We start from the raw sequence: 8,502 nt of genomic DNA on the forward strand, positions 1-8,502 counted from the left end.
GGTCTACGAGGTCGAGCATCCCAAGAGCGCCATCACCATCGCCATGTGCGGCAAGTACACCGACCTGTCGGACTCGTACAAGTCGCTCAACGAGGCGCTGCGCCACGCCGGCATCCACAACCATGTCCGCGTCAACATCGAGTATGTTGACTCCGAAACCCTCACGCCCGAAACGGCGGGCACCCTGGCCAAGTACGACGCCATCCTGGTGCCTGGCGGCTTCGGCAAGCGCGGCGTCGAAGGCAAGATCGTCGCGGCGCAATACGCCCGTGAGCATGGCATCCCTTACCTGGGCATCTGCCTGGGCATGCAAGTGGCCACGATCGAATACGCGCGCCACAAGGCCGGCCTGCCTGACGCCAACAGCACCGAGTTCGACCCTGCCAGCCCGCACCCCGTCATTGCCCTGATCGATGAATGGCTGGATGCCGATGGCACCGTGCAAAAGCGCGATGCCTCGTCCGACCTGGGCGGCACCATGCGCCTGGGCGCGCAAAGCTCGGACGTCAAGCCCGGCACGATCGCTTACGAGGTCTATGGCCCGGTCGTGATCGAGCGCCATCGCCACCGTTACGAAGCGAACGAGCGCTACCTTGATCGCCTGCAAGAGGCCGGTCTGATCATCTCCGCCATCACCCAGCGTGAAAAGCTGACCGAGATGGTCGAGCTGCCCAAGTCGGTTCACCCTTGGTACGTGGGCGTGCAGTTCCACCCCGAGTTCAAGTCGACCCCGTGGGACGGCCACCCGCTGTTCATCGGCTACATCAAGGCCGCGCTCGAACACCATCAAGCCCAGAAAGGCACAGCATGAAGCTCTGCGGATTCGACGTTGGCCTGGACCAGCCCTTCTTCCTGATCGCCGGCCCCTGCGTGGTCGAGTCCGAGCAGCTTCAGATGGACACGGCCGGCACCCTCAAGGAAATCTGCCTTGAGCTGGGCGTGCCCTTCATCTTCAAGTCCAGCTACGACAAGGCCAACCGTTCGTCGGGCACGTCCTTCCGTGGCCCGGGCATGGAAAAGGGCCTGGAGATCCTGGCCAAGGTCAAGCGCGAACTGAATGTGCCCATCCTGACCGACGTGCACACCGAGGCCGAAGTGCCTTTGGTGGCCTCCATTGTTGATGTGCTGCAGACGCCCGCGTTTTTGAGCCGCCAGACGGACTTCATCCGTGCCGTGGCCCAGAGCGGCAAGCCCGCCAACATCAAGAAGGGTCAATTTCTGGCCCCTGGCGACATGAAAAACGTCATCGACAAGGCCCGTGCCGCTGCGCGCGAAAAAGGCCTGCCCGACGACGTGTTCATGGCCTGCGAGCGCGGTGTCAGCTTCGGCTACAACAACCTCGTGTCCGACATGCGTTCGCTGGCCATCATGCGCGAGACCAATGCCCCGATCGTCTTCGACGCTACCCACTCCGTGCAGTTGCCGGGCGGGCAGGGCACCAGCTCGGGTGGTCAACGTGAATTCGTTCCCGTGTTGGCGCGCGCGGCCGTGGCGGTGGGCATCTCCGGTTTGTTTATGGAGACCCACCCTGATCCCGCCAATGCCATGAGCGACGGCCCCAACGCCGTACCGCTCAAGCACATGAAGGCATTGCTCGCCACCTTGGTCGAGCTGGACCGCATCACCAAGAAGAACGGCTTCTTGGAAAACGATTTCAATTAATTTTCAACATCAAAACGCTTTGAGGATCACTGGATGAGTGCCATCGTTGACATCATCGGCCGCGAAATCATCGACAGCCGAGGAAACCCCACCGTCGAATGCGACGTGCTGCTGGAAAGCGGCGTCATGGGCCGTGCCTCCGTGCCTTCGGGCGCATCGACCGGCTCGCGTGAAGCCATTGAGCTGCGCGATGGCGACAAGTCCCGTTACCTGGGCAAGGGCGTGCTCAAGGCCGTTGAACACATCAACACCGAGATCGCCGAATCCGTGCTGGGCCTGGATGCTTCCGAGCAAGCCTTCCTGGACCAGACCCTGATCGACCTCGACGGCACCGAGAACAAGGGCCGCTTGGGCGCCAATGCCATGCTGGCCGTCTCGATGGCCGTGGCCCGTGCCGCCGCTGAAGAATCCGGCCTGCCCCTGTACCGCTACTTCGGCGGCATGGGCGCAGTGCAACTGCCCGTGCCGATGATGAACGTCATCAATGGCGGCGCGCACGCCAACAACAACCTGGACATCCAGGAATTCATGATCCTGCCGGTGGGCGCGCCCACCTTCAAGGAAGCCATTCGCTACGGCGCCGAAGTTTTCCACGCGTTGAAGAAGATCATCAACGACAAGGGCATGAGCACGGCCGTGGGCGACGAGGGCGGTTTCGCCCCCAACGTGGCCAGCCACGAAGCGGCCATCCAGTTGATCCTGGAAGCCATCGACAAGGCCGGTTTCATCGCCGGTGAGCAGATCGCCCTGGGCCTGGACTGCGCTGGCAGCGAGTTCTACAAAGACGGCAAGTACCACCTTGAAGGCGAAGGCCTGAGCCTGAGCGCCGAAGAGTGGACCAGCATGCTGGCTACCTGGGTCGACAAGTACCCCATCATCAGCATTGAAGATGCGATGGCCGAAGGCGACTGGGCTGGCTGGAAACACCTGACCGAAGTGCTGGGCAAAAAGGTTCAGCTGGTGGGCGACGACCTGTTCGTCACCAACACCAAGATCCTGAAAGAAGGCATCGACAAGGGCATCGCCAACTCGATCCTGATCAAGATCAACCAGATCGGCACGCTGACCGAAACGTTTGCCGCCATCGAGATGGCCAAGCGCGCCGGCTACACCGCCGTCATCAGCCACCGCTCGGGCGAAACCGAAGACAACACCATCGCCGACATCGCGGTGGGCTTGAACGCGGGCCAGATCAAGACCGGTTCAATGAGCCGATCAGACCGCATGAGCAAGTACAACCAGTTGCTTCGCATTGAAGAAGATCTGGGCGGCGTGGCCGTGTATCCCGGCCGCAGCGCTTTCTACAACCTGCGCTGATTCAAGAAAACGAGGCCTCAGGGCCTCGTTTTGCATTCGATCCTGATTGATAATCTTTTTTCATGCGCGTCGCTACCATCGTCCTCCTGGCCTTATTGGCCGTGGTGCATGCCGAACTCTGGTTCGGCAAGGGTGGCGTGCCGCGCGTCATGTCCTTGCGGGCCCAGGTGCAGCATCAGCAAAAGCTCAATGACCAGGTCCAAGCCGTCAACGAGCAACTGGTGGCCGAGGTTCGAGACCTGCAGGAAGGCCTGGAAATGGTCGAAGAAAAGGCCCGCACCGAACTCGGCATGATCAAGCCTGACGAGATTTTCGTGCAGCTGACCACCACCAAGCAGCCGCCAGCATCAGCCACCGCTGGCGAGGCCTCCGCTGCCACGCCTTGATGCTCAACAACGCACCGCTGTCCGACCTGTTTGCCTGGGCTGATCCGTGGTTAGCGCCACTGTTCACCGCCTGGGGTGTGCCCGTCTCGCAGCTGGAGGTCTGGGCCTTTGTGCTGTCAGTGGGCATGGTGTTGTTCAATCTGCGCGTCAATCCCTGGGGGTGGCCCTTGGCCATCGTCAGCTCCTTGCTGTACGGCGTGCTGTTTGCGCGCAGCAAGCTGTATGGCGAGGCCACCTTGCAACTGGTTTTCGTGGTCTTGTCGTGCTGGGGCTGGTGGCAGTGGGTGTGGGGGCGTGATCAATCCAACGCGTCCTTGAGGCCCCAAGTCTTGGGCCGCCGTGGCCGCCAGTGGGCGCTGGGCGCCACTTTGCTGATGTGGCCACTGTTGGGTTTGCTGCTCGACCACGCCACCGACTCCGACGTGCCTTACCTGGACGCCTTGCCCACGGCCGCCAGCCTGCTGGGCCAGTGGTTGCTGGGCCGCAAGTACATCGAGAACTGGTCGACCTGGCTGGTGGTCAACATCGTGAGCATGATCCTGTTCGGCCACAAGGGCTTGTGGCTCACGGTCATCCTGTATGGGCTGTTCGCGGTGCTTTCGGTGGCGGGCTGGCAGCAATGGCGGCGCCACGCTGCGCTCGAGCCTCAGCGTGGCTGATCAATGCATCATCATTGCCATCGTCGGGGCGGAAAGCACGGGCAAAACCACCCTGGCTTCAGGCCTAACCCAGGCCTTGCAGGTCGAGGGCGTGAACGCGCTCATGGTGCCCGAGGTCTTGCGCGAATTTTGCGATGAACGTGGCCGCACACCTTATCCTCACGAGCAGATCGGCATCGCTCAGGCGCAGACCTTGCGCGTGGCTCAGGCAGCGCAGGTGCACGACGTGGTGGTGGCCGACACGACTGCCTTGATGACGGCGGTCTACAGCGATCATTTGTTCAATGACCAAAGCCTGTATGCGCAAGCGCTGATCGACCACGCCTTTGCCGACCTGACTTTGCTGACCGCCCTGGACCTGCCCTGGCAGGCCGACGGCTTGCAGCGCGACGGTGCCCATGTCCGTGAGCCGGTGGACAGCCTGATTCGGCAGCACCTGGTGAGCGCGAGGCTATCGTTTTCCGTGGTGGCGGGGCAGGGCGCCCATCGCCTGGGGCAGGCCTTGCTCGCGGTCAGGCAATCGCTGTCAGCCGCCCAGCGGGCCCAAGACAATGCTGGCCGCCCCCGGTGGCGCTGGGTGTGCGAGAAATGCGATGACGGCGACTGCGAAAAGCAGCATTGGCTGCCCCGAGCCTGACGCCGCGCATCATTGCAAGCTGCTGGAGCCCGGCGGATGGTCGGTCGTTTCGGTGAACAGCTCGGCAGCATCCACGGCATCAAACCGGTAATGCTCGCCGCAGAACTCGCAACCCACGTCGATCTGAGCTTGCTCGGTCAGGATGCTTTCAACCTCTTCGCGGCCCAGGTTGCGCAACATGCCGGACACCCGCTCGCGTGAGCAAGTACAGGCAAAGTGAGGTCCTTCCAGGCCCTTCATCGGGTCGAAACGGATCACGTCTTCTTCCCAGAACAGCCGGCGCAAGATGGTGTCGGCGTCCAGGGTGAGCAGTTCTTCACGCGTCAGGGTGGCCGCCAGGTGGGCGATGCGGTTGTAGGCCTCGTTCAGGCCAATCTCGTCTTCGTCCAGGCGTGGTTGACCACCGGCCAGGTTGCCAGCGCCTTGCATGGGCAGTCGTTGAATCAACAGGCCCGCCGCAATGTCGTCATTGGCGGCCAGGATCAGCTTGGTGTCCAGTTGCTCGGACTGCAGCATGTAGTGCTCCAGCACTTCGCTCAATTGCAGCAAAGGCTCGCGCTGGTCGCCATGCAAGGGCACCACGCCTTGGTAAGGCTGCTGGCCGGGCATGCGGTTTTGCGGGTCGAGCGTGATGGCGCAGCGGCCCTCGCCACCCACGTTGACCATCACGTCCAAAGGCAGGTGTCCCGAGTCGGTCGATGGCAACTCGCCCACCACCTTGGCCGTGGTGCGAAAGCCCAGGTCGGGTTGCACCTCGGCCACGGCCACCTTCACCGGGCCATCGCCAAAAATCTGCAGAACCACGGCACCGTTGAACTTGATGTTGGCCTGCATGAGCACGCCGGCAGCCGCCATCTCGCCCAGCAACTGGCGCACGGGTTCTTCAAAGGTTTCGCTGGGATCGCGGCGGCGCAGCACTTCCTGCCAGGCATCAGTCAGGCGAACCAGCATGCCGCGCACGGGCAAGCCATCGAACAAAAATTTGTGCAGTTCCGTCGTCATCTCGTTCATTCTTGGGTGGCGTCAATGCGCACCAGATCTGTCTTGAACTCACCCGCTTTTTGCACATACATGGCGGTGCCAATGCTCATGCGGGCGAGTTCCATCTCGGTCAGGGGGCGCACGACCTTGGCGGGGCTGCCCAGGATCAGCATGCCTTCGGTGTCAAAAACCTTGCCTTCGGTGACCAGGGCACCGGCACCCACCAGGCACCGCTTGCCAATGACCGCGCCATTGAGCACCACGGCCTGGATGCCGATCAGGGCGCCATCGCCGATGGTGCAGCCGTGCAGCATCACCTGGTGGCCGATCGTCACGTCGGTGCCAACGGTCAACGCAAAGCCGATGTCGGTGTGCAGGACCGATGACTCCTGGACGTTCGATCGCGCGCCGATGCGGATCGGCTCGTTGTCGCCCCGCAAAGTGGCCTGGGACCACACGCTGCTGCCCTCGGCCAGGTGCACCTCGCCGATCACGTCGGCCGATTCGGCAACGTAGGCGGAAGGGTGGGTTTGCGGACGCTTGTCCTTGATGCTGTAAAAGGCCATGGACTCAATGTGGGGACGAGGTGCCCTTATTCTAGGGCGCCGGTGCGCGCAGTCGCTTTATCATGCCCTGAGTCATGGGTTTCATGCCCGCCAAACACACCAACATGCTGATCCTGCTGTCCCCCGCCAAAAGCCTCGATTTCGAGACCGCCCCCACCACCGACCAACACACCTTGCCGGTGTTCGCCAATGAGGCCGCGCAGTTGATTGAGGTGCTGCGGCCCTACACGCCCGTGCAAATCGCATCGCTCATGGATTTGAGCGATGCCTTGTCCACACTCAATGTGGCGCGCTTTGGGGCCTGGCGCCCTAAGTTCACCGCCAAGAACAGCAAGCAGGCGATCCTGGCATTCAATGGCGATGTCTATGGCGGGTTGGATGCCGCCAGCCTCAAGCAGGCTGACCTGGATTGGGCGCAAGACCATGTGGCCATGTTGAGTGGCCTGTACGGGGTGCTTCGCCCCTTGGATTGGATGCAGCCATACCGGCTGGAAATGAGCACGAAACTGGCCAACTCACGCGGCAAGGATTTGTACGCCTGGTGGGGTGACACCCTGGCCCTGCATTTGAACGACCGCTTGGCACAACAGCCCGACAAGCTCATCATCAACTTGGCATCGCAAGAGTATTTCAAGGCCGTCAAGCGCAAGGCGCTCACCGGGCGCGTGGTGGAATGCGTATTTGAGGATTGGAAGTCAGGCAACTGGAAGGTCATCAGCTTTCACGCTAAGCGCGCGCGCGGCTTGATGGCCCGCCATGCCATCGTCCACAGGGCCAAATCCCTGAAGGATTTGCGCGTTTTTGCCGCCGAGGGCTACGCCTACGCGGAGGATGCCTCCGAGCCCGATCGCCTGGTATTCAGGCGCCGATTGGAATCTTGACTGATCAGAGAGGGCGACATGCCAGAGCAGGTCATCACACCCGAATTGCGCCAATGGATCATTGACCAGGCCACGGCCGGGCACAGTGCCGATTCGGTGATCAGTGCCATGCAGGCCAGTGGTTGGAGCGAAGACACCGCGCTGGCGGCGCTTGAAAACACGCTGAAGGATCAAGCCTTGCCCATGATCGAGGCCAGCCGCCCTTTTCCCGAGGTAGTGATGAGCGCTGGGGGCACCACCGTGTGGGCCCATGACCGCGAGGTGAGCGTGCTGGCCAGCATGGCGCGGCCCCGAGTGTTGGTGCTGGGGGGGCTGCTGTCGGCCCAGGAGTGCCACGAGATGATTGAGTTGGCGCAACCGCGGCTGGCTCGCTCAGAGACGGTGATCAACGCCACCGGGGGCAGTGAAGTCAACGTGGCACGCACCAGCCAGGGCATGTTCTTCGCGCGGGCAGAGAACGAGCTGTGCGCGCGTGTCGAGGCGCGCATGGCGGCTTTGTTGAACTGGCCTGTGGAGCGCGGTGAGGGGCTGCAGATTTTGCGTTACGGCCCTGGTGCCGAGTACAAGCCGCATTACGACTATTTCGATCCCAGCCAGCCTGGGACCCCGGCTGTTTTGCGCCGGGGGGGGCAGCGCTTGGCCACCTTGGTGACCTACCTCAATACCCCTGCCTCAGGCGGCGCTACCATATTTCCGGACGTGGGTTTTCAGGTCAGCGCGGTGGCGGGCAATGCGGTGTTCTTCAGCTACGCCTTGCCGCACCCGATGACGCAAACGCTGCATGGTGGCGCTCCGGTGTTGGCGGGCGAGAAATGGGTGGCCACCAAATGGTTGCGTGAACAGCGCTTTGAATGAAGCGGGTTCGAAAGAAATTTCGAAAATTCATGCACGGTCTGTCAACCGGTGTATTTCGGCCCGCGTTGAGCATCTACAGATTCGGGGTCACTTGAATCTGAACACTAACCTTATTCAAATCCTTTGGAGTTTTTCCATGAAAAAACTGATCGCCGCTTTGATCGCTTCGATGTTCGCTGTTGGCGCTTTCGCCGCTGACGCTGCTCCTGCTGCCGCTCCTGAAGCTTCGGCCGTGGCTTCCAAGCCTGCCAAGAAGCACAAGCACCACGCCAAGAAGGCAGCTCACAAGGCTGAAGCCGCTTCGGCAGCAGCCTCGAAGTAATTCGCATCGAGCGTTGGCGCAGCTTCCAAAGAGGTTGCGCTCAATAAAAAACCCGGCATTGCTGGGTTTTTTATTGTCCAAACAGGATGCGTCTCTGGATCAGCGCGTTCGATCCGGTGCCGCCGCCGCCCCCCCGCGTTTCCCCCCCCCCCCACCACCACGCTTGTCGCCATTGCCCCGTGAGTCTCCAGCGCGCGGTGAACGGTTGTTGCGAGGAGCCGCACGGCCACCACCAC

The 8,502-nt window shown here is 61.9% G+C and carries 11 protein-coding genes; 9 read left to right on the top strand and 2 right to left on the bottom strand.

Annotation, left to right across the window (positions count from 1 at the left end):
- From H7225_RS12930 to H7225_RS12955, 6 genes are all read left to right on the top strand, one after another.
- Nucleotides 1-811: CTP synthase (locus tag H7225_RS12930; RefSeq protein WP_290662451.1), on the top strand; the 811-nt coding region annotated here is incomplete at its 5' end.
- Entirely contained in the window at nucleotides 808-1,662 is an 855-nt protein-coding gene (kdsA, locus tag H7225_RS12935; protein WP_290662453.1) for a 3-deoxy-8-phosphooctulonate synthase, read from the top strand. The genes H7225_RS12930 and kdsA, both read left to right, overlap by 4 nt.
- A 33-nt stretch (nucleotides 1,663-1,695) precedes the next feature.
- Nucleotides 1,696-2,979 carry a phosphopyruvate hydratase gene (gene eno / locus H7225_RS12940; protein WP_290662455.1) on the top strand — a complete coding sequence of 428 codons (1,284 nt, stop codon included), beginning with the start codon at nucleotides 1,696-1,698 and terminating at the stop codon, nucleotides 2,977-2,979.
- A gap of 62 nt (nucleotides 2,980-3,041) precedes the next feature.
- Complete coding sequence (ftsB, locus tag H7225_RS12945) at nucleotides 3,042-3,365, top strand: cell division protein FtsB (RefSeq protein ID WP_290662456.1); 324 nt, start codon at nucleotides 3,042-3,044, stop codon at nucleotides 3,363-3,365.
- The gene (pnuC, locus tag H7225_RS12950; RefSeq protein ID WP_290662457.1) at nucleotides 3,365-4,024 is read left to right on the top strand and encodes a nicotinamide riboside transporter PnuC; all 660 of its coding nucleotides are present in this window, start codon (nucleotides 3,365-3,367) and stop codon (nucleotides 4,022-4,024) included. Before ftsB ends, pnuC begins: the two co-directional genes overlap by 1 nt.
- Nucleotides 4,017-4,661, top strand: a complete 645-nt coding sequence (locus tag H7225_RS12955) for an ATP-binding protein (RefSeq protein WP_290662458.1) — start codon at nucleotides 4,017-4,019, stop codon at nucleotides 4,659-4,661. The genes pnuC and H7225_RS12955 overlap by 8 nt, the downstream gene beginning before the upstream one ends.
- 9 nt (nucleotides 4,662-4,670) lie before the next feature.
- Here the strand turns inward: H7225_RS12955 and H7225_RS12960 are convergent, their stop codons facing one another.
- Both H7225_RS12960 and H7225_RS12965 read right to left on the bottom strand, forming a co-directional pair.
- Nucleotides 4,671-5,663: an Hsp33 family molecular chaperone HslO gene (locus H7225_RS12960; RefSeq protein ID WP_290662459.1), complete on the bottom strand. Its 993-nt coding sequence runs from the start codon at nucleotides 5,661-5,663 to the stop codon at nucleotides 4,671-4,673.
- 5 nt (nucleotides 5,664-5,668) lie between these two features.
- On the bottom strand, nucleotides 5,669-6,208 hold the full coding sequence (locus tag H7225_RS12965; protein WP_290662460.1) for a gamma carbonic anhydrase family protein: 540 nt from the start codon (nucleotides 6,206-6,208) through the stop codon (nucleotides 5,669-5,671).
- A 104-nt stretch (nucleotides 6,209-6,312) separates the two neighbouring features.
- Between H7225_RS12965 and yaaA the strand changes: the two genes are divergently transcribed.
- The 3 genes from yaaA to H7225_RS12980 all read left to right on the top strand — a co-directional run bounded on the left by yaaA (nucleotide 6,313) and on the right by H7225_RS12980 (nucleotide 8,266).
- A complete protein-coding gene (yaaA, locus tag H7225_RS12970) occupies nucleotides 6,313-7,089 on the top strand; it encodes a peroxide stress protein YaaA (RefSeq protein ID WP_290662463.1) in 777 nt (258 codons plus the stop codon).
- Between the two features lie 18 nt (nucleotides 7,090-7,107).
- Entirely contained in the window at nucleotides 7,108-7,944 is an 837-nt protein-coding gene (locus H7225_RS12975) for a 2OG-Fe(II) oxygenase (RefSeq protein ID WP_290662461.1), read from the top strand.
- A 136-nt stretch (nucleotides 7,945-8,080) separates the two neighbouring features.
- Entirely contained in the window at nucleotides 8,081-8,266 is a 186-nt protein-coding gene (locus tag H7225_RS12980) for a hypothetical protein (RefSeq protein ID WP_290662462.1), read from the top strand.
- The last annotated feature ends 236 nt before the right edge of the window (nucleotides 8,267-8,502 follow it).

Source organism: Aquabacterium sp. (genome assembly GCF_014378415.1).
In the GTDB taxonomy this organism is placed as follows: domain Bacteria; phylum Pseudomonadota; class Gammaproteobacteria; order Burkholderiales; family Burkholderiaceae_C; genus Aquabacterium.